Source organism: Streptomyces sp. NPDC006235, assembly GCF_040613735.1.
Classification (GTDB): Bacteria; Actinomycetota; Actinomycetes; order Streptomycetales; family Streptomycetaceae; genus Streptomyces.
Genome location: NZ_JBEXSR010000080.1, coordinates 1 through 18,649 on the forward strand (window position 1 = coordinate 1; position 18,649 = coordinate 18,649).

The following is an 18,649-nucleotide window of genomic DNA, read 5'->3' on the forward strand; positions in this document are numbered from 1 at the left end:
CTGGGAGAGACGCGACGACATCCACGAAGCCTTCCTCGGCCTCGCCACCTGCCTCATCACCCACCGCCACGTCCAACGCCTTTGTTAGGACCTCTGAGGCTCATGCCTCGACCACCGACTCCTCGCTGTCCGCCGGGTCGTCCAGGATGAACCCCGGCAGCCACTCCTCCAACTCCTCGCGCAGCCGCACCGTAGCCCCCAACTGGCACAGCACGCCGATCGTGCTCAGTGTCACCCGGTGGATCAGCAGATACGACGGCGGCAGATTGAGCTGCTTGCCCAGCTGGTACGCGGGGGAGCGCGGGTCCGCGATGCGGGCCGCCTGGCTGCGCATCCAACCGCGCGTGAACGTGAACTCCTCGACCTCGGCCGGTTCGATGATCGGCAGCAGATAGTCCAGTACCGCGTCGGGATCCAGCTCTATGGTCTCCTTCACGAACCCCTCCGCACACAGGAGCTCGTAGACCGCCTCGGCCTCCCCGTCGAGGGTCATCCGCAGGGACTCGCCGATGGTGGCCGGCAGGCCGCCAGGGAGACGGTCGACCGTGCCGAAGTCCAGGACGCCCAGGCGCCAGTCGTCCTCACCGTGCGGGCCGCCCGGCAGCAGCCGGAAGTTGCCCGGGTGCGGATCGGCGTGCAGCAGGCCGGTGCGGGCGGGGCCGGAGAACAGGAAGCGGGCCAGGAGCTGGCCGGCCCTGTCACGCTGTTCCTGGGTGCCGTCCGAGATGATCTCCGACAGCGGGATGCCGTCGATCCACTCCGTGATCAGGACCTGGTCGGACTGGTGCACCACCTGCGGCACGATCACGTCCGGGTCGTCCGTGAACTCCTCGGCGTGGGCCTGCTGGGCCTGGGCCTCCAGGCCGTAGTCCAGCTCCTCCGAGACGCGGTCCTTCAGCTCCGTGATCAGCGGCTTGATGTCCATGCCGGGGATCAGCGGGCCGAGCAGGCGGGAGAAGCGGCTCAGTTGGTTCAGGTCGGACAGCAGGGCCTCGCCGGCGCCCGGGTACTGCACCTTGACCGCCACCTCGCGGCCGTCATGCCACACCCCGCGGTGCACCTGGCCGATCGAGGCCGCCGCGGCGGGCTTGTCCTCGAACTCCAGGAACAACTCGTGCCAGCCCTCGCCCAGCCGCTCCTCGAGTACCGCGTGCACGGTGCGCGTCGGCATCGGCGGCGCCGCCTCCTGGAGCTTGGTCAGCGCGGCCCGGTAGGGGCCGGCCACCTCCTCGGGCAGCGCGGACTCGAAGACGGACAGGGCCTGGCCGAACTTCATCGCGCCGCCCTTGAGCTCGCCGAGCACCTTGAACAGCTGGTCGGCCGTGCGCTGTTGGAGTTCGCGGCCGACGAGCTCCGCGGACTCGCCGACGATTCGCTTGCCGAATCCCCAGGTCGCCCGCCCGGCGATGCCGAGCGGGAGCGCGGCGAGCTTGGCGGTCCGGGTGACCGCCTTCCGGGGAAGATCAGACATGCGCCCTCCAAGTCCCAGCCGGCCGCTTCGCCGCTGCCTTACGGCACTGCGCCGACGGCCGTTGCACCGCCATTGTCTCGTGTGACTCCCCATCCTCCGAGGGGTGCTCCCCCTTTCCTCTCTCCGCCGCCCCGCACGGGCATGCCGGATGCGCCCGGACCGGCCGCGCATGCCAGTGAAGACCGGGCACGGAGACCTCCCAGCGCGCCCCAGCGCTCGACGGAACCCGGCCGTCCAGGAAGGCGAGCGCGTGGGCGGCGGCCAGTCCGGCCACCGTAGTGGCCAGCGTCAGGTCGCAGGGCCGTACCTGTCGCTGTCTGCCGGAGCGCCACTGGGCGAACAGACGAGGCCAGGCCGGGTCCCGGTCCGTGCGGCTCTCGTGCAGACACCCCGCGCAGCCCGTCTCTCCGGGCAGGACCAGTGGGCCGACCACCCCGGTCCCCTCCACCACCCCGGCGTACAGATGGGGTGTCCCGGAGGACAACAGGGATTCGGCGGCCGGCGGGTCGGGCGCGTGCACGGCGACATCGTCGCGCGGGGCGACGATCACCAGCGAGAAGCCCGGGTCGCCTTCCTCCGGGGAGGTCCGGGCTGCCGCGCGGCGCGGGGGCCGGTCCGGGGCCGCACGGCGCACGGCCCGGCGGGCCGACTCGTCCCTGCGGTCGCCGACGGCCTCCGCGGGAAGCCCGCCCGGCGCGACATCCCACGGTTCCACACGGCCACCGTCGCGCACGTCGACCTCGCCCACGCCCGCCCCCGACAGCAACGACGCCAGCACGGCACCGACCCGGCCCGCGCCCCGCACCTGCACACGCTGTGAGCGCCGGGCGGCCAGCTGCCGCATCGCGTCACCCGGTGCCGAGGTGGTCAGGGACAGGGAAGCGAGGTCGGGACGCAGCCGGTCGAGGACCTCCTTCTTCTGCCGCAGGGCGTCGGCGGCCGGCCCGCCGCCCCGCGCGTCGTCGAGAAGCCCGGCCCGGGCGAGCCGCCGCACCAGCCCGTCGACATGGCCGTCGGGCAGATCCATCCGGCGCCCCTCCTCACGCAGCAGCTCCATCCCCCGTGTGCCGTTCAGCAGATCCAGGAAGCTGCCCGTCGCCAGGTCCATCGGGCCGAGCGTCATCGCATGCGCCGGTGTCATCCCGAACTGCACGGTGTTGAGGTCGCGCCAGCCGCGCCTGAGCGCGGGTTTCACCATCGGATGCATGACAGGCCCCCCGTATGCCATAGATCGTCCCCGTATGCCGCGCGTCGACCCGGTCACAGGCCGCCTGCTCCGGGCACGGGCCTGTCCGGCGCTTCGCCGACAACAGCCAGCATGCCCAAACCCGTCACCGGCTGCAGAAAGTTGTCCACAGGTGCCGGTATTCGTCGTACAAATCCGGCGGTCGGCGGGGAGCACCGCCATCCAACCCCCTCGGAGCCGGGACTTCCCCGGGTACAGCGGGTAACGTCGGGGCGTGCCCGCCGACCCACTGCACCGCGCCGGAAAGCCACGCAGCACGACGAGCCAGCCGCCGAGCGGCTCGGGGGCGAGCGCGATCGAGGTCCGCAGGAGCGCCCGCCGCCGCAGAACGGTCTCCGCGTACCGCGAGGGCGATCGCACCGTGGTGCTCATCCCCGCCCGGATGTCCGAGGCGGAGGAGCAGCGCTGGGTGAACGTCATGCTCGACAAGCTGGCCGCCCAGGAGAGCAAGCGGGCCCTCGGCGACGCCGAGCTGGCCGAGCGGGCCCGGCGCCTTTCGGACCAGTACTTCGACGGGCGGGCGCGGCCCGCTTCGGTGCGCTGGGTGACCAACCAGAACACCCGCTGGGGATCCTGCACCCCGTCCGAGGGCAGTATCCGCCTGTCCCACCGTCTCCAGGGCATGCCCGAGTACGTCGTCGACTACGTCCTCCTCCACGAACTCGCCCATCTGCTCGTCCCCGGACACGGCCCCCGCTTCTGGGCGCTGCTGGAGGCCTATCCGCGCACGGAACGGGCCCGGGGCTACCTCGAAGGCGTGGCCGCGGCCGAGCGGTTGCCCCATGTGCCCGGTGCGCGGGGTGAGAGTCCCGAGGGCTGAGCGTCCCGTGGCCCCGGTCGAGTGTCCCGTGAGTCGAGCGCGGTATGTGCACCCGCGATGAGCACCCCCGTGATCCCGCTCCGGGGTGAGTGACCGCTTTCCGCGAGAGAGCAGCCGATACGGCCGGGCCCGGGTTCTGTACCGGGTCTGTACCGACCGCGTCCGGTGTCCGAGTTTGCCGTTAGCCTGGCGCGACGCAATCACGTTCTGGATGGGGGACGGTCGTTACGCATGGCCAGGGAATTCCAACGCGGCCACAAGGCCAGGATCAGTGACCTCACCGCGGGCACGGATCTGTACGTAGGTGTACAGATCGCCGGCCCCGGGCTGACCTTCGACATCAGCTGCTTCGGCCTCGACGCCGACGAACGGCTCTCGGACGACCGGTACTTCGTCTTCTTCAACCAGCCGAAGTCCCCCGAGGAGTCCATTCAGCTCCTGGGTGCCCAGGCGGGCGACACGGAGTCCTTCCGGGTGACGCTCGACCGGATCCCGCCGCAGATCCAGAAGCTGTCCTTCACGGCGACGATCGACGGCGTCGGCCAGATGTCGCAGATCGCCTCCGGCTACATCCGTATCGTCGCCGGCGGCGAGGAGGTGGCGCGCTACTCCTTCAACGGCTCGGAGTTCTCCACCGAACGGGCCGTGATGCTCGGCGACTTCTACCTGAAGGACGTCTGGCGGTTCGCCGCCGTCGGGCAGGGCTTCGACGGTGGTCTCGACGCGCTGCTGAAGAACTTCGGCGGCGAGGTGGCCGAGGAGGAGACGCCCGCCCCGCCCGCGCCCGCCGCGCAGCAGCCGCAGACCGGCGCCGCCCCGGGCTTCGCACCGCCCGCGTTCGGCGTCCCCGGCACTCCGGAACCCGCCCCGGCTCCCGCACCGGCAGCACCCCCTGTCCCGGCTCCCGCCCCGGCGCCCGCTCCCCAGCCCGCCGCGCAGGGCTTCGCGCCCCCGCCCGGCGCCACTCCGCCTCCGGCCCCGGCGCCCGCACCCCAGGTGCACGCCGCCCCGACCATCGTCGCGCCCATGCACACCCCGCCCGGCGGCTCCCCGGTGCCGCCTCCGGCCCCGGCGCCCGCGCCGTATGGCCAGCCGGGCCAGCAGCCGCCGCCGTACGGCCAGGTCCCCGGCCAGACGGCCCCGCCGCCGCCCGGCTACGGCCAGCCCCAGGCACCCCATGCCCCGGCCCCGCCCCCGGGCTACGGCCAGCCCACACCGCCCCCGGGCTACGGCCAGCAGCCGCCCGGGCAGGCCCCCTACGGAGTGCCGCAAGGAGCGCCTCAGGGAACTCCCCAGGGAGCACCGCAGGGTCCTGGTGTCGCCGCCGCGCTCCAGCAGTTCAAGGAGACCCCCACCGGGCAGCGCTGGACGCAGCAGAACAAGAAGCTCGTCCGCGTCGACCTCGGCATCGGCGGACAGCCCGTGCTGGCCCGCCAGGGCAGCATGGTGCTCTACCAGGGCAAGGTCGACTTCAGCTACAAGGGCGCCGGCTTCGCCGGCCGGATCGTGGGCAACGCGACCGGCCAGGAGATGCAGCTGATGCGCTGCACCGGCCAGGGACAGGTGTTCCTCGCCGAGGACTCGACGATGCTGCACCCCATCGAGCTCCAGGGCGACGGCATCTGTGTCTCCGCCGAGAACGTGCTCGCCTTCGACGAGGGCCTCCAGTACGAAGTGCGCCGCATCGAGGGGCACGGCATCCCCGGGGGCGCACTGTTCACCATGCAGTTCACGGGCACCGGCACGATCGTCGTGAAGACCCACGGCACGCCCGTGGTCCTGCCGGTCACGCCCACCACCTTCGCCGACTGCAACGCCGTGGTCGCCTGGTCGGCCGCCGCCCAGGTCGTCGTCTCCAGCCAGGTGCGGATGCGCCGCAACGCCTACCCGGGTGACACCGGGGAGAGCGTCAACCTCCAGTTCCGGGCAGCGCCCGGGAACTTCATCGTCGTCCAGCCGTACGAGGTCTGAGGGAGCCCGTCATGACACAGCAGCTCGCGGGCCACGCCCCCGCACCCGTCACCGCCCGCATGGAGAACCACGGCAATCACATGCTGAAGGTCGCCATGCAGACCGGACACGACCTCCTCGCGCGCGTGGGGTCGATGGTCGCCTACGAGGGCTTCGTGCAGTACGAGCCCAACCCGCCCGCTGTGCGCCAGATCGCGAAGGACTGGATGACCGGCGAGGGCGCGCCCCTGATGAAGTGCTCCGGCGACGGCCTGCTCTACCTCGCCGACTACGGGGCGAACGTCGTCGTGATCAACCTCAACGGCGACGGCATCTCCGTCAACGCCACCAACCTGCTCGCCTTCGACGCCCACCTCACCTGGGGCGTCGAGCGGGTCAAGGGCTTGGCGAAGTTCGCCGGACAGGGCCTGTGGAACACCAGGATCTCCGGGCAGGGCTGGGTCGCGCTGACCTCCCGGGGCAAGCCCATCGTCGTCGACTGCGGAGGCGGCGAGGACGAGACGTACGTCGACCCCGACGCGCTCGTCGCCTGGTCCCCGAACCTCAAGGTGAAGGGCAAGCGCAGCTTCCGGGCGCAGTCACTGATCGGCCGTGGCAGCGGCGAGGCCTACCAGATGGCCTTCTCCGGTCAGGGCATCGTCGTCGTCCAGCCCAGCGAGGACAGCACCGACCGCCTCCGGGTCCGGGGCTGAGGGGGAGCAACACGTCATGCAGAGCCCGATTTTCGCCTACAACGAGCAGCAGACCCAGGACCGCTGGAGTCTGCAGAACAAGCAGATGCTGCGCGTCGCCCTGGAGGGCCACGACGACATCCTGGCCCGCAAGGGCACCATGGTCGCCTACCAGGGCCTCGTCGAGTTCGACGCCGAGTACCAGAGCAACGACCAGGCACGCTCGCGTGCGCACACCGGTGAGGGACTCGACCTGATGCGCTGCCACGGGCAGGGCACGGTCTACCTCGCCAACCTCAAGCAGCACGTCCACGTCATGGAAGTGGAGCAGGACGGCCTCACCGTCGACAGCAGCTACGTGCTGGCGATGGACTCCTCCCTGCACCACGAGGTCATCGCCGTCGACAGCCTGTACGGCATCTCCGGCTCCGGGAAGTACCAGCTCAACATCACCGGCCGGGGCAAGATCGCCCTGATGACCTCGGGCATGCCGCTGCTGATGCAGGTGACGCCCGACAAGTACGTCAACTGCGACGCCGACGCGATCGTCGCCTGGTCGACGAGCCTGCGGGTGCAGATGCAGGCCCAGACGCACTCCTCCGGGGTGTGGCGGCGCCGCGGCAGCACCGGCGAGGGCTGGGAGCTGAGCTTCATGGGCACCGGCTTCGCACTCGTCCAGCCCAGCGAACTGCTGCCGCCGCAGAACGCCCAGATCGGCTCGGGCCTCGCCGCGCAGTACGGCATGGGCCAGCAGGGAGCGCGCGGGCAGAACCAGGGCAACGTCTGGAACTGATCGCTCCGCGGGTTGGGCCGATCGGGGCCGGGGGCTGTGCGGTCCGGCCCAGGCCGTGGGTCGTCTGTGGCCGGTCGCGCAGTTCCCCGCGCCCCTGAGGGCGCGCAGCCCACCGTCAGGACCGAATGTAAGGGGCGGCCGCCATAGCGGTCGCCCCTTACGCATGCTCAGACCACGAGCCTCGCGCGGGTCGCCTCCAGCAGGCGGACGACCGACTCGTCGGCCACCTCCGCCACCTCGTCGTACCCGAACCAGCGCACGTCGAGCGACTCGTCGCTGATCGCGTGCGCCGCGTCCGGCGGCGCCAGGACCGCGTACTGGACGTCGAAGTGGCAGTGGCACGGTGGCGGGATCGGGTGCCGGTCCAGGCGCACCGGGCCGCCCGGCAGCAGCGAGAGCCCCGAGACGCCGGACTCCTCCGTCGCCTCACGCAGGGCCGCTGCCGCCAGGGAGCTGTCGCCCGGCTCGCAGTGGCCGCCCATCTGGAGCCACATCCGCAGCTTTCTGTGCAGCGTCAGCAGGACCCGGCCGGCCTCGGGGTCGATCACCAGGGCGCTCGCCGTGATGTGGCCCGCAGGGCAGGCCTTCCACAGGCCGTCCTGATGTTCGGCCAGATGGTCGACGTAGGCCTGGCGCAGCTCCGGCTGGTCCTCGTACTCCTTGAGCACGAGGACCGCGTCGTCGTACAGGCTCACTCCGCGTCGTCGCCCTTGTTCTTGTCCTCGCCCTCGTCGCTCTTCTTCGGGTCGGGCTTCTTCAGGTCGGGCTTGTCCGCCGCCTCGCCGAGCATCTTGTCCAGCTCGGAGAAGTCGATCTGCTCGCGGTGCACAAAGCCGTCCGGGTCGTCCAGGTCGGTGGCCGTCGGCAGCATGTCCGGGTGGTGCCACAGGGCGTCCCGGCCGTCGACACCGCGCGCGTCGGTGAGCGAGGCCCACAGACGGGAGGCGTCACGCAGGCGACGCGGGCGCAGCTCCAAGCCGATCAGCGTGGCGAACGTCTGCTCGGCCGGCCCGCCCGAGGCGCGGCGGCGGCGCAGCGTCTCACGCAGGGCGTCGGCGGACGACAGACGGGGCTTCGCGGCGGCGTGGACCACCGCGTCGACCCAGCCTTCCACGAGCGCCAAAGCCGTCTCCAGACGCGCCAGGGCCGCCTTCTGCTCGGGCGTGTCCTCGGGCTGGAACATGCCCTGCTGGAGGGCCTCCTGGAGCTGCTCGGGATTCTGCGGGTCGAACTGGCCGACGACGTCCTCGAGCTTGGCCGTGTCGACCTTGATCCCGCGGGCGTACCCGTCGACCGCACCGAACAGGTGCGAGCGCAGCCACGGCACGTGCGCGAAGAGCCGCTGGTGGGCGGCCTCGCGCAGGGCGAGATACAGCCGCACCTCCTCCTGGGGGACGCTCAGGTCCTTGCCGAACGTCTCGATGTTCACCGGCAGCAGCGCTGCCTTGCCGGCCGGGCCCAGCGGCAGGCCGATGTCGGACGAGCCGACGACCTCGCCGGCGAGCACGCCGACGGCCTGCCCGATCTGCGTACCGAACATGGCGCCGCCCATCGAGCGCATCATGCCGATCAGCGGGCCGGCCATGGCCTGCATCTCCTCCGGCAGGACGTCGCCCATGGCGGTGCCGACGCGCTCGGCGACCGGGTCGACGAGCTCCTTCCAGGCGGGCAGGGTCGCCTCGACCCACTCGGCGCGGCTCCAGGCCACGGCCGAGCCGGCACCGGACGGCAGCGACGTGGCGTCGTCGAGCCACAGGTCGGCGAGGCGGACGGCCTCCTCGACGGCCTTGCGCTCGGCGGAGCCGACGCTGGTGTCCTTGGTGCCGTCAGGACTGCCCTGGGAGACCGTCTGGCGGGCGATCTGCTTGGCCATGTCCCAGTTCACCGGGCCGCCCTCGTAGGAGAGCATCTGGCCCAGCTGCTGGAACGCGGCGCCCAGGTCGTTGGGGTTCAGGGAGCCGAACATGGCTGCGAACGGATTGTCCGCACCGGGGCCGCCGGGGCCGCCGCCGAATCCTCCGGCTCCGGGCAGGCCGCCGAAGCCGAACGGATTGGCCGGTCCCTGACCACCACCGCTCTCCTGGTCCTTCTTCTTGCCCTCGTCGCCGTCGTCCGGCTCCTCCGGCGGAAGGCCGAATCCGAATGGGGTGTCACTCACGGGATTCCTCGGCTGGTAGGGCCGCCGGTTCTTTCCGGCGGCACGGCTGCCCGACAACACCACCCAGCGTAGACACCTGGGGCGGATCGGGCCTCGGTGCTTCGCCGACTGACAGCCTGCGGCAGGATGGATGCCACCTGGTACGCACGCGTCGCTCGCGCTCGTACTGAAGACAACCGCTGGAGACGCCCGGTGAGTTCCCCAGATCCGCAGGTTCGCGCAGCGCGAAACCAGTCAACCAGTTCCGCGGGCCCCGCGGGGCGCGGACCCGTCGTCGCGGTCACCGGCGCCGCGTACGGCGTCGGCGCCCTGCTCACCGAGCGGCTCGCCGCGTCCGACGAGGTCAAGCAGGTCGTCGCCATCGACGAGCGGCGCGGCGAGTGCGACGCGGCGCAGTGGCACATCCTGGACGTACGGGATCCGGCCATCGCGGAGAAGCTGCGGGGCGCCGACGTGGTGGTGCACCTGGCCCTGGACCTCGAGCTGGAGACCGACGCCGCCGCCCGAACGGCCTACAACGTACGGGGGACACAGACCGTTCTGACGGCGGCCGCTGCGGCCGGAGTGCACCGGGTCGTGCTGTGCACCTCGGCGATGGTCTACGGGGCGCTGCCGGACAACGAGCTGCCGCTCTCCGAGGACGCGGAGCTGCGGGCCACGGCCGAGGCGACGGGCGTCGGCGACCTGCTGGAGATCGAGCGGCTGGCGCGTCGGGCGCCGCGGGCGCATCCGGGGCTGAATGTCACCGTGGTACGGCCGGCGATCCTGGTGGGAGGCACGGACACCGCGCTGACCAGGTACTTCGAGTCTCCGCGGCTGCTCGTCGTCGCCGGGTCGCGGCCCGCCTGGCAGTTCTGCCACGTCGAGGACCTGTGCAGCGCGCTGGAGTACGCCGTCCTGGAGAAGGTCGACGGGGAGCTGACCGTCGGGTGCGACGGGTGGCTGGAGCAGGAGGAGGTCGAGGAGCTCAGCGGCATCCGGCGGATGGAGCTGCCGTCGGCGGTCGCGCTGGGTGCGGCCCAGCGCCTGCACCGCATCGGGCTCACGCCGTCTCCGGCCGGGGACCTGGCGTACACGATGTACCCCTGGGTGGTCAGCGGCAGCCGGCTGCACGACGCGGGGTGGCGGCCGCGGTACACCAACGAGGAGGTGCTGGCGGAGCTCCTGGAGGAGGTCTCCGGCCGGCACACGGTGGCCGGGCGGCGACTGGGCCGCAAGGACGCGACGGCCGCGGGGGCCGCGGGAGCGACGGTGGCGCTGCTGGGCGCGGCCGCGGTGGTGCGGCGGGCGCGCAAGGCCCGGCGACGGATCTGAAAGACGGCCCTGTAGGAGACTCCAAAGGCGCACGCGCGCGTGCCGGTCGATAGCTCTATTCCGCGCTGTCGGTCGTGTACGGCACGATGGAGGCATGGCATCCACGAGCGATCACCCGGGTGAGCAGGCCGCGCAGGATCCGATCAGGCTGATCGGGATCCAGGACACGGCCCTTTCCGTGGACGAGGTGTTCCGGGCCGTCGGGGACGACGCGGCCGGGGGTACGGCGCTCTTCGTGGGCACCGTGCGGAACCACGACGGGGGTGCCGACGTGGCGGAGCTGGGGTACTCCTGCCACCCCAGCGCAGAGGCCGAGATGAGGCGGATCGCCGAGAAGGTCGTCGCGGAGTACCCCGTGCGGGCGCTGGCGGCCGTGCACCGCGTGGGGGATCTCCGAGTCGGTGACCTCGCCGTGGTCGTCGCCGTCTCGTGCCCGCACAGAGGAGAGGCCTTCGAGGCCTGCCGGAAGCTGATCGACGACCTCAAGCACGAAGTGCCCATCTGGAAGCACCAGAAGTTCTCCGACGGCACCGAGGAGTGGGTGGGCGCCTGCTGAATCCGGGCCCCGGCCTTCCGGTGAATCCGGGACCCGGCCTTCCGGTTGCGTAACCGGACCCCTGGCGTGAGCGTTGTCACTGCGGATGGTTAATCTGCTGATCAGTCAGTTGCGGACGCTCAAGGGGTTGGAGGTCGGCATGGCGGCGCTCGCCTGGTTGCTGATTCCGCTTGTGGCTGCGATCGGCGCGGGCCTCTGGGGCAGTTGGGCCAACCGGACCCGCAAGGTCCGTGGGGACGGCCCGGAACTCATCGGTTACGCCCGCTTCCGCGAGGCCATGGAGAGACCCCGGCCGGGCACCGAAGGCCAGGGAAAAGAGCAGGTCACAAGCGTGTGAGAGCACAGGGCCGCTCCGGACGGACGGCCCTGACGGTGCGCTGACAGGACCGTCCCGTACTGTCGAGTCATGCCACGCCGCACCGCGACGATGCTCGCCTCCACCCTGATGCTGATCGCGCTCCTGTGCGCGGGAGTGTTCATCCCCGTGCCGTATTCGGAGATGTCCCCGGGGCCGACGGTGAACACGCTGGGCGATCACGGCGGAGAGCCGGTGCTCCAGGTCTCCGGGCGGAAGACCTATCCGACCAGTGGCCATCTGAACATGACGACCGTCCGGGTCACCAGCGCCGACTACCGGATGAACCTGGTCGAGGCCGTCTACGGCTGGCTCGCGCACGACAACAAGGTGGTGCCGCACGAGACGCTCTACCCGGACGGCAAGACCGAGGAGCAGTCCACGCAGGAGAACGCCGAGGAGTTCAGCCAGTCCCAGGAGAGCGCCAAGGTCGCCGCGCTGAAGGAACTCGACGTTCCGGTGAAGTCCTGGGTCATCGTCTCGACGGTCGTCAAGGGATCCCCGGCCGAAGGCAAGCTGCACGCCGGGGACGTGATCAAGGCCGTCGACGGCACGGTGGTGAAGGAGCCGACCGACGTCGCGAAGCTCGTCACGAAGCACAAGCCGGGCCAGGACGTCCGCTTCACGATCGTGCCCGCCAAGGAGCAGACCGCCGCGGAGAAGGAGAAGCGGACGCCGACGAAGACACAGGACATCACCATCACCACGACGACGTCGGACGACACCGGCGAGAAGCGGGCCATCGTGGGGATCTCCGCGGGGACCGACCACACGTTCCCGTTCACCATCGACATCAAGCTGGCCGACGTCGGCGGGCCGAGCGCCGGTCTGATGTTCGCGCTCGGCATCTACGACAAGCTCACGCCGGGCAGTCTGACCGGGGGCAGGTTCGTGGCGGGTACGGGGACGATCGACGACGAGGGCAAGGTCGGTCCGATCGGCGGCATCGAGATGAAGACGGTGGGCGCGCGGGCCAAGGGCGCGCAGTACTTCCTGACGCCCGCGGACAACTGCGAGGCCGCCGCCCAGGACACCCCCGAGGGCCTCACCCTCGTCAAGGTCAAGACCATCGAGGACGCCCTCGGAGCTCTCAAGGACATCCGCGGCGGCGACACCGCCGGTCTGCCGAAGTGTGGTAAGTAGTCCGCCGGGCCGGAGGACCGGCCCGGGCCGCGCAGTCGCCGGCTGCTCCGGCTACTCCTCGAACGTCGCCGCCAGCGCCTCCGCCAGACCCGGGACCAGGTCGGATCCGGTGAGGACCTCCGTCGGGGAGTCCTTCTCGCGCAGGCGCAGGGCCGACTCACGGGTGCCGTCCCGCAGCACCGCGACCGTCATACGGACCTCCTGGCGGTCCGGGTGGTCCGCCACCCACTTCGTCAGCGCGGCCTCGTCCAGACCCGACGGAACCTGGGCCTCCGCGGACGGCGGCAGCATCAGGCGCTCCACGGCGAGGGCACAGCCGGCCACCGCGTCGGGCCAGGCGATGGTGGCGAGGAACTCGTCGAGCGGCTTGCCCGTTGGAACTTCGTCCTGCTCGATCGGGGTGAGGCCGGGGTTCTCCGCCGCGTCGTCCAGACCGAGCCGGTCCGCGAGCGAGGGCTGTTCGGCCCGGAGCCGGGCGGTGTCGACGAGTGCGAAAAGGCGGGCGGGCTGGTCCCAGCCGAGGCCGGAGACGTACTCGTCGATCTCGAGTACGGCCCGGGTGAGCGGGCTCGCCGCCATGGGAGTGTTGGACATGGTCACAATCCTGCCTCGTTCCCGGCCGGAATCGGGAACCGAGTAAACGGTGAGTAAGTTGCATAGGTGGGGGCCCGCGATCACGGGGGCCACGGACGGTCCGTGAAGACGCGGGCCTTACGAATCAACAGCGAACTTCGAGGTGCGCACCTTGGCTTTCCAGATGCCGGACCGCGGCGGAGGCCCGACAGGGCCGCGGATCAGAGTGGGCCGCCCGTCCCGGCGTGTCCGGACCCTGCTCATGACACTGGGCGTCCTGGCCGTCCTCGGCATGGTGTTCACCATGTTCGCGGGCTTTTGGACGGACTGGCTCTGGTACCGGTCGGTGAACTACTCGTCGGTCTTCACCACCACGCTGTGGACCAAGATCGGGCTCTTCTTCGTCTTCGGCCTGCTCATGGCCGTCGCGGTCGGAGTCAACATCTGGCTGGCGCACCGGCTGCGGCCGCCGCTGAGCGCCATGTCCATGGAGCAGCAGAACCTCGACCGCTACCGGATGGGCATCGCGCCCTACAAGAAGTGGCTGCTGCTCGGGATCACCGCCCTGGTGGGCCTGATCGCCGGAGCCTCCGCGTCCGGCCAGTGGCGGACGTGGCTGATGTGGGTCAACGGCGTGCCCTTCGGCCAGAAGGACCCCCAGTTCAAGCTGGACGTCTCCTTCTACGCCTTCGACCTGCCCTGGTACCGCTTCCTGCTCGGCTTCGGCTTCGCCGCCGCGATCCTTTCCGTGATCGCCGCCGCGCTCACGCACTACCTGTACGGCGGCCTGCGCGTCACCAGCCCCGGCGCCCGCGCCACGGCGGCGGCCACCGGACACCTCTCGGTGCTCATCGGCATCTTCGTGGCCCTGAAGGCGGTCGCCTACTGGCTCGACCGGTACGGACTCGCCGTGAAGTCCAGCGACTTCAGAGCGACCGACAACTGGACGGGCCTGAGGTACGTCGACGCCAACGCCTACCTGCCGGCGAAGACGATCCTGTTCTGCATCGCCGTCATCTGCGCGCTGCTGTTCTTCGCCACCCTGTGGCGGCGCACCTGGCAGCTGCCCGTGATCGGCTTCGGCCTGATGGTGCTCTCCGCCATCCTCATCGGCGGCCTCTACCCGGCGATCGTGCAGAAGTTCCAGGTCCAGCCGAACGAGCAGGCCAAGGAAGCGCCGTACGTCGAGAAGAACCTCGAGGCGACGCGGAAGGCCTACGGCATCGACGGCACCAAGGTCACCGACTACTCGGGCACGAGCAAGACCGAGGACAAGACCACGCTCCGCGACGACGTCGGCTCCACGGCGAGCATCCGGATCATGGACCCGAACATCGTCTCGCCGACGTTCCAGCAGCTCCAGCAGATCAGGAACTACTACGCGTTCCCGAACAACCTGGACGTCGACCGCTACACCAAGGACGGCAAGGACCAGGACACGGTCATCGGCCTGCGTGAGCTGAACCTGGCGGGCATCCCGAAGAAGAACTGGATCAACAACCACTTCCGTTACACCCACGGCTACGGAGTGGTCGCCGCCGAGGGCACCAGTGCCGACGCCCAGGGCCGGCCGAACTTCACGGAGTCCGACCTGCCCTCCAAGGGCGACCTCGGCACGTACGAACAGCGGGTCTACTACGGCGAGAAGACCACCACGTACTCGATCGTCGGCGGTCCCCAGAAGGAGATCGACTACTCCGACGACAACGGCGAGAAGACCACCAGTTACAAGGGCGACAGCGGGGTCAACCTCTCCAACCCGGTCAACCGGGCCGCGTACGCGGTGGCGTTCGGCGAGCCGCAGATCCTCTACTCCGGCGCCATCGGCGACGGTTCGCGGATCCTGTACAACCGCACGCCCAAGGAGCGCGTCGAGGCGGTCGCCCCCTGGCTGACCATCGACGGCGACGCCTACCCGGCGGTGGTGAACGGCCGTATCGAGTGGATCGTCGACGCGTACACGACGACGAACGGATACCCGTACTCCTCGCGTACGACCCTCGGTGACACCACGGCCGACTCGCTGACCGCGACCAACGACAACCGCGCGGTGGTGGCCCAGCAGAACCAGGTCAACTACATCCGCAACTCGGTGAAGGCGACCGTCGACGCGTACACCGGCGAGGTCAAGCTCTACCAGTGGGACACCAAGGACCCGGTCCTGAAGACCTGGATGAAGGCCTTCCCGGACACGGTGAAGCCCAAGGGCGAGATCTCCAAGGACCTGATGGACCACCTGCGCTACCCGCAGGACCTGTTCAAGGTCCAGCGGGAGCTGCTCACGCGCTACCACGTGAAGGACGCGACGACGTTCCTCAGCGGCAGCGAGGTCTGGCAGGTGCCGGACGACCCGACGAACCGGTCGGGCAACGCCGTGCCGCCGTACTACCTGAGCATGAAGATGCCCGACCAGAAGGCACAGTCGTTCTCGCTGACGACGACCTTCACGCCCAACGGCCGGGACAACCTGAGCGCTTTCATGGCGGTCGACGCCGAGGCGGGCGCCAGTGACTACGGCAGGATCAGAATCCTGAAACTGCCGACGAACACGACGGTCAACGGACCCAAGCAGGTCCAGAGCCAGTTCAACTCCCAAGAGGAGATCGCCGAGTCGATCAGGCTCCTGAGAGGCGGCGACTCCGAAGTCGAGTACGGCAACCTGCTGACGGTGCCGCTCGACGGCGGACTGCTCTACGTGGAGCCGGTCTACGTACGCGGTGGTGGACTGAAGTACCCGCTGCTGCGCAAGGTGCTGGTCACCTACGGAGGCCAGACCGCCTTCGAGAACACGCTCGACGAGGCCCTGAACAAGATCTTCGGAACGGAGGGGCAGGCTCCCGAGCCACCGGACGAGGGTGACACCACGACACCACCGCCGACGTCCGACAACCCGACGGTCCAACAGGCCCTGGAGGACGCCCAGAAGGCGTTCGACGCGGGCCAGGAGGCCCTGAAGGACAACGACTGGGAGGCGTACGGCCGGGCGCAGAAGGACCTCGAGGACGCGCTGAAGCGGGCCGAGGACGCGCAGGCCGAGTCCGGCCGCGGGGGCGCCGGGGGCGGCGAGAGCAAGCCCAGCGCCAGTCCGAGCGCCAAGCCGAGCGGCAGCCCGAGCCCGAAGCCGAGCAACTAGGCCCTGGCCTGGTCAGATGCCCACTCCGCGCCGTGATACGGTTGTGAACACAACGGCGCGGGGTGGAGCAGCTCGGTAGCTCGCTGGGCTCATAACCCAGAGGTCGCAGGTTCAAATCCTGTCCCCGCTACTGAAATCGCGAAGTCCGAGTGACGGAGCGACCACGAAGGCCCGGATTCCACAACGGAATCCGGGCCTTCGTGATGTGTGAACGCATGTGCTGGCACAGGCTGCGGCCGCGCCGCCGGGGGGAGTTGGGGGATCTGTGTTTGACTTGTCTCTCTGTGGGCATGTCGACAAAACGCTGTAGTGACCTCACTGGCTGCGGTATACCAGGTGTACCCAGGTTGCAGGTGGTGCGACGATGGACGTTATGGGGGACAAGGCAACTCTGTTCGAGACAGGGCGTTTTGTGCAGCCTTCCAGCCGGGAGGACACCGACACCCCGGACGAGACCGGGGAGATCGCCGACGAGGCGGCCGAGGAGCTGCGTCAGCGGCTCGCCGCTGAGGCCGGCGACGTCGAGGCGATGAGTGTCCTCGGGGCCATGCTGCTGCGCCGTGGTGATCTCGACGGTGCCGAACCCCATCTGCGTGCCGCGACCGCCGCGGGCGACCGGGCCGCCGCCAACAACCTCGGAGTCCTTCTTCACCAGCGCGGATACGCCGACGAGGCCGCCGGCTGGTGGCGGATCGCCGCCGTCGCCGGATCCGCCGCGGCCGCGCACGCCCTCGGACGGCATCACCGCGAGCGCGGCGACGAACCCGCCGCCGAGTACTGGCTGCGCCAGTCCGCGGAGCAGGGCCACACCCTGGGCGCCTACGCCCTCGCCGACCTGCTGGAGCACCGCGGTGACGCCGGGGCCGAGAAGTGGCTGCGGGTCGCGGCCGAGCGCGGGCACCGGGAGGCGGCGTACCGCCTGGCCCGGGCGCTGGACCGGAAGGCGACGCGGGACAACGGCGGCGACAACGGCGTCCAGGTGCCGGACGAGATCGAGCAGTGGTACCGGCAGGCCGCCGCACGCGGCCACCGGCGGGCCGCCCTGCACCTCGGGACGATCCTGGAGAAGCGCGGCGAGCTCAAGGAGGCCGGACGCTGGTACCTGACGTCCGCCAAGGACGGTGAGGCGCGCGCCGCCTGCGCGCTCGGGTTCCTGCTGCGCGACGCGGGCGACACCGAGAACGCCGCCGTGTGGTGGCTGCGGGCCGCCCAGGACGGCGACGGCAACGCGGCGAACGCGCTGGGCGCGCTGCACGCCGAGCGGGGCGAGACCCAGACCGCCGAGCGCTGGTACCGGGCCGCCATGGACGCGGGCGACGTGAACGGCGCCTACAACCTGGGGCTGCTCTGCGCCGAGCAGGGGCGCACCGCGCAGGCCGAGCAGTGGTACCGGCGCGCGGCCTATGCCGGGCACCGGGAAGCCGCGAACGCGCTGGCCATCCTGCTGCTGCGGGCCGGGGACGAGGCGGGCGCCGAGCCGTGGTTCTCCAAGGCCGCGGAGGCCGGCAGCGTGGACGCCGCCTTCAACCTGGGCATCCTGCACGCCGGCCGGGGCGAGGAGCAGGCCGCGCTGCGCTGGTACGAGCGTGCCGCGGCCGCCGGGCACACCGAGGCGGCGCTCCAGGTCGGCATGGCCCGGCTGCGGGGCGGCGACGAGCAGGAGGCCGAGCGGCATCTGCGGTGCGCGGCCGGGGGCGGGAGCGCCGAGGCCGCGTACCGGCTGGCGACCGTGCTCGACGCGCGCCGGCCGCCGGAGCCGGCGCACGAGCTCGGAGAGCCGGTGCACCGGCGCAGCGAGTGTGAGGAGTGGTACGAGAGGGCGGCCTCGCAGGGGCACCGGCGCGCGCAGGTGCGGGTGGGCATGCTCGCCGCCGCCCGGGGTGACGTCGTCGAGGCGGCTCGGTGGTACCGGGAGGCGGCCGAGGCCGGGTCCCGCAACGGGGCCTTCAATCTCGGGCTGTTGCTGGCCCGGGAGGGGAGTGAGCCCGAGGCGGCGGTGTGGTGGACGCGGGCGGCTGACGCCGGGCACGGTCGGGCGGCGTTGCGGCTGGCCCTGGTCTACGCGCGTCGGGGGGAGCTGGCGGAGGGGCAGCGGTGGGCTGACCGGGCGGTGTCCCTGGGGCCGGAGTCTGTGGCGGAGCGGGCGGCTCGGTTGCGGGATGCGCTCAGGCAGGAGCTGTCTGCCTGATGCCGGGGTTCGTGGCTGTGGGCCGCATGGTGCTCGGCGTCGGTGCCGGTGCTGGGTGGGTGCGCAGCCCGGCGGAGCGGGGTGCCGCTGCGCCCACCCGTGCCGCCCTGGGGTACCTCCCAGGCCCTTAAGGCACTGTGGAGGGAGGCACGACTGCCCGCAGCTAGGCAGTTTCGTTTGGATCAGTCGGTCGTTGGTCCGGGTGTGCCGTTGACTGACGCGCAGTGGGCGCGGATCGAGCCGTTGCTCCCGGACCG

15 protein-coding genes and 1 tRNA gene are annotated in these 18,649 nt (G+C 70.8%); 11 read left to right on the plus strand and 5 right to left on the minus strand.

Translation table 11 applies throughout. The annotated features are described in order from the left end of the window. Nucleotides 1–100: 100 nt before the first annotated feature. Nucleotides 101–1,471, minus strand: a complete 1,371-nt coding sequence (locus ABZ192_RS42165; protein WP_356929755.1) for an AarF/ABC1/UbiB kinase family protein — start codon at nucleotides 1,469–1,471, stop codon at nucleotides 101–103. Then, nucleotides 1,464–2,678 carry a TOMM precursor leader peptide-binding protein gene (locus ABZ192_RS42170; RefSeq protein WP_356929756.1) on the minus strand — a complete coding sequence of 405 codons (1,215 nt, stop codon included), beginning with the start codon at nucleotides 2,676–2,678 and terminating at the stop codon, nucleotides 1,464–1,466. The genes ABZ192_RS42165 and ABZ192_RS42170 overlap by 8 nt, the downstream gene beginning before the upstream one ends. A 253-nt stretch (nucleotides 2,679–2,931) precedes the next feature. Between ABZ192_RS42170 and ABZ192_RS42175 the strand changes: the two genes are divergently transcribed. From ABZ192_RS42175 to ABZ192_RS42190, 4 genes are all read left to right on the plus strand, one after another. Beyond that, entirely contained in the window at nucleotides 2,932–3,537 is a 606-nt protein-coding gene (locus ABZ192_RS42175; protein WP_356929757.1) for a M48 family metallopeptidase, read from the plus strand. A gap of 231 nt (nucleotides 3,538–3,768) precedes the next feature. After that, on the plus strand, nucleotides 3,769–5,508 hold the full coding sequence (locus tag ABZ192_RS42180; RefSeq protein WP_356929758.1) for a TerD family protein: 1,740 nt from the start codon (nucleotides 3,769–3,771) through the stop codon (nucleotides 5,506–5,508). A gap of 11 nt (nucleotides 5,509–5,519) precedes the next feature. After that, on the plus strand, nucleotides 5,520–6,200 hold the full coding sequence (locus ABZ192_RS42185) for an AIM24 family protein (RefSeq protein WP_356929759.1): 681 nt from the start codon (nucleotides 5,520–5,522) through the stop codon (nucleotides 6,198–6,200). Between the two features lie 16 nt (nucleotides 6,201–6,216). Then, a complete protein-coding gene (locus ABZ192_RS42190; RefSeq protein ID WP_020275069.1) occupies nucleotides 6,217–6,972 on the plus strand; it encodes an AIM24 family protein in 756 nt (251 codons plus the stop codon). A gap of 167 nt (nucleotides 6,973–7,139) precedes the next feature. On the opposite strand, the gene ABZ192_RS42195 is transcribed toward ABZ192_RS42190, so the two are convergent. Next, complete coding sequence (locus tag ABZ192_RS42195) at nucleotides 7,140–7,667, minus strand: NUDIX hydrolase (RefSeq protein WP_356929760.1); 528 nt, start codon at nucleotides 7,665–7,667, stop codon at nucleotides 7,140–7,142. Continuing rightward, a complete protein-coding gene (locus tag ABZ192_RS42200) occupies nucleotides 7,664–9,130 on the minus strand; it encodes a zinc-dependent metalloprotease (protein WP_356929761.1) in 1,467 nt (488 codons plus the stop codon). Before ABZ192_RS42200 ends, ABZ192_RS42195 begins: the two co-directional genes overlap by 4 nt. Nucleotides 9,131–9,322: 192 nt before the next feature. On the opposite strand from ABZ192_RS42200, the gene ABZ192_RS42205 reads away from it, so the two are divergent. The 4 genes from ABZ192_RS42205 to ABZ192_RS42220 all read left to right on the plus strand — a co-directional run bounded on the left by ABZ192_RS42205 (nucleotide 9,323) and on the right by ABZ192_RS42220 (nucleotide 12,498). Further along, nucleotides 9,323–10,444, plus strand: a complete 1,122-nt coding sequence (locus ABZ192_RS42205; protein WP_356929762.1) for an SDR family oxidoreductase — start codon at nucleotides 9,323–9,325, stop codon at nucleotides 10,442–10,444. A 94-nt stretch (nucleotides 10,445–10,538) separates the two neighbouring features. Then, a complete protein-coding gene (locus ABZ192_RS42210) occupies nucleotides 10,539–11,000 on the plus strand; it encodes a molybdenum cofactor biosynthesis protein MoaE (protein WP_356929763.1) in 462 nt (153 codons plus the stop codon). Nucleotides 11,001–11,139: 139 nt separating this feature from the next. After that, nucleotides 11,140–11,337, plus strand: coding sequence for a hypothetical protein (locus ABZ192_RS42215; RefSeq protein ID WP_356929767.1), 198 nt, complete (start codon nucleotides 11,140–11,142; stop codon nucleotides 11,335–11,337). A gap of 69 nt (nucleotides 11,338–11,406) precedes the next feature. Beyond that, entirely contained in the window at nucleotides 11,407–12,498 is a 1,092-nt protein-coding gene (locus ABZ192_RS42220; protein ID WP_356929764.1) for a PDZ domain-containing protein, read from the plus strand. 51 nt (nucleotides 12,499–12,549) lie between these two features. Here ABZ192_RS42220 and ABZ192_RS42225 read toward each other — a convergent pair whose 3' ends face one another. Beyond that, entirely contained in the window at nucleotides 12,550–13,092 is a 543-nt protein-coding gene (locus ABZ192_RS42225; RefSeq protein WP_356929765.1) for a PPA1309 family protein, read from the minus strand. Nucleotides 13,093–13,255: 163 nt separating this feature from the next. Between ABZ192_RS42225 and ABZ192_RS42230 the strand changes: the two genes are divergently transcribed. The 3 genes from ABZ192_RS42230 to ABZ192_RS42240 all read left to right on the plus strand — a co-directional run bounded on the left by ABZ192_RS42230 (nucleotide 13,256) and on the right by ABZ192_RS42240 (nucleotide 18,392). Continuing rightward, entirely contained in the window at nucleotides 13,256–16,204 is a 2,949-nt protein-coding gene (locus tag ABZ192_RS42230; protein WP_356929768.1) for a UPF0182 family protein, read from the plus strand. A 56-nt stretch (nucleotides 16,205–16,260) separates the two neighbouring features. Continuing rightward, nucleotides 16,261–16,334, plus strand: a tRNA-Met gene (locus ABZ192_RS42235). 234 nt (nucleotides 16,335–16,568) lie between these two features. Further along, on the plus strand, nucleotides 16,569–18,392 hold the full coding sequence (locus tag ABZ192_RS42240) for a tetratricopeptide repeat protein (RefSeq protein ID WP_356929766.1): 1,824 nt from the start codon (nucleotides 16,569–16,571) through the stop codon (nucleotides 18,390–18,392). The last annotated feature ends 257 nt before the right edge of the window (nucleotides 18,393–18,649 follow it).

Coding starts and splice junctions, on each gene's coding strand:
- ABZ192_RS42240 (WP_356929766.1), top strand. CDS start 16,569: ATGGACGTTATGGGGGACAAGGCAACTCTGTTCGAGACAGGGCGTTTT.
- ABZ192_RS42170 (WP_356929756.1), bottom strand. CDS start 2,678: ATGCATCCGATGGTGAAACCCGCGCTCAGGCGCGGCTGGCGCGACCTC.
- ABZ192_RS42180 (WP_356929758.1), top strand. CDS start 3,769: ATGGCCAGGGAATTCCAACGCGGCCACAAGGCCAGGATCAGTGACCTC.
- ABZ192_RS42185 (WP_356929759.1), top strand. CDS start 5,520: ATGACACAGCAGCTCGCGGGCCACGCCCCCGCACCCGTCACCGCCCGC.
- ABZ192_RS42225 (WP_356929765.1), bottom strand. CDS start 13,092: ATGTCCAACACTCCCATGGCGGCGAGCCCGCTCACCCGGGCCGTACTC.
- ABZ192_RS42215 (WP_356929767.1), top strand. CDS start 11,140: ATGGCGGCGCTCGCCTGGTTGCTGATTCCGCTTGTGGCTGCGATCGGC.
- ABZ192_RS42165 (WP_356929755.1), bottom strand. CDS start 1,471: ATGTCTGATCTTCCCCGGAAGGCGGTCACCCGGACCGCCAAGCTCGCC.
- ABZ192_RS42190 (WP_020275069.1), top strand. CDS start 6,217: ATGCAGAGCCCGATTTTCGCCTACAACGAGCAGCAGACCCAGGACCGC.
- ABZ192_RS42230 (WP_356929768.1), top strand. CDS start 13,256: ATGCCGGACCGCGGCGGAGGCCCGACAGGGCCGCGGATCAGAGTGGGC.
- ABZ192_RS42210 (WP_356929763.1), top strand. CDS start 10,539: ATGGCATCCACGAGCGATCACCCGGGTGAGCAGGCCGCGCAGGATCCG.
- ABZ192_RS42220 (WP_356929764.1), top strand. CDS start 11,407: ATGCCACGCCGCACCGCGACGATGCTCGCCTCCACCCTGATGCTGATC.